1 protein-coding gene is annotated in these 1,325 nt (G+C 63.3%); it reads left to right on the top strand.

What is annotated here, in order from left to right; all coding sequences use genetic code 11:
- Positions 1–118 precede the first annotated feature (118 nt).
- Complete coding sequence (locus AC1D34_RS37650; RefSeq protein ID WP_441493890.1) at positions 119–1,150, top strand: IS110 family RNA-guided transposase; 1,032 nt, start codon at positions 119–121, stop codon at positions 1,148–1,150.
- The last annotated feature ends 175 nt before the right edge of the window (positions 1,151–1,325 follow it).

The raw sequence follows: 1,325 nt of genomic DNA on the forward strand, positions 1-1,325 counted from the left end.
CTAGATGCCGTAATGGGCCGGCGCTTCGAATAGCCATTTTGGGTGGCTGTCCCTCAGAATGATGGTGTTGAAAACGAGGTCCGAGCGATCGGCCTCAAGCATCATGAGAGGAACAGCCGTGGAGCATTATGCTGGAATCGATGTCTCTCTGACAGAGAGCAGCGTGTGCGTGGTCGATGCGACGGGTAAGATCGCCCGCGAGATCAAGGTCGCCAGCGAGCCCGAGGCGCTTGTTGAGTTTTTCGCCGAGCTGGAATTGCCCGTCGTTCGCATTGGCCTGGAGGCTGGGCCGCTCTCGCAGTGGCTGCACGCAGCTCTTGTCGCTGCTGGCCGTGAGGTCGTTTTACTGGAGACCCGTCACGTGAAGGCGGCGCTTTCGGCGATGACGGTGAAGACCGATCGGAAAGACGCCCGCGGGATCGCGCAACTGCTGCGGATGGGCTGGTATCGCGCGGTCCACGCGAAATCGGTGAACTCCCAGGATACCCGGGCGCTTCTGGTTGGCCGCAAGCTTCTGCAAGGCAAGCTTCTCGACGTCGAACTGAGCATCCGTGGCATCCTGCGCGGGTATGGGTTGAAGGTCGGCGACGTCAGCCGGGGCCGGTTCGAGGCGCGCATCCGCGAACTGACCTCGGGCCACGTCGTCTTGGAGACGGTGATCGGCGCGATGCTGGCGGCGCGCGCGGCGCTGTGGAGCGAGTTCACGAAGCTTCATCGCGAGATGCTGAAGATCGCGCGCGCCGACAAGGTCTGCCACCGGTTGATGTCCACCCCGGGCGTCGGCGCGCTGGTCGCCCTGACCTATCGCTCGGCGGTGGATGATCCTGCGCGGTTTGGGAAATCCAGCACGGTTGGCGCCTATTTCGGGCTGACGCCCAAGAAGTATCAGTCAGGCGAGACGAACCGGGACGGCGGCGTCAGCAAAGTCGGCGACACCATGGTGCGAACCGCGCTTTTCGAGGCGGCGCATATTATGCTGACGCGGGCGACCCGCTTCTCGAGCCTCAAGCGTTGGGCGCTCGATGTAGCGCAGCGCCGCGGCATGAAGCGCGCCAAGGTGGCGCTCGCGCGCAAGCTGGGCGTTGTGCTCCACCGCATGTGGGTCGACGCCACCGAGTTCCGCTGGAACAAGGCCACTCTGGCGGCATGAGGGAGATTCACATCTTCGAAGCGGACCAGGATCGGCGCCGCTTCATCTGAGGTCCCGTCGCTGGGACGAGAGCCTGGCAAGGTCGTGTGTAAGGCTGTGATTGCCTCGGCAAATCACGCACCCCTAGATTGACCTGTCGGCTCTGGATCTGATGGCATGGTGTGGCGGTCTTCGT

This window comes from Allobosea sp. P1_A7 (assembly GCF_056406775.1).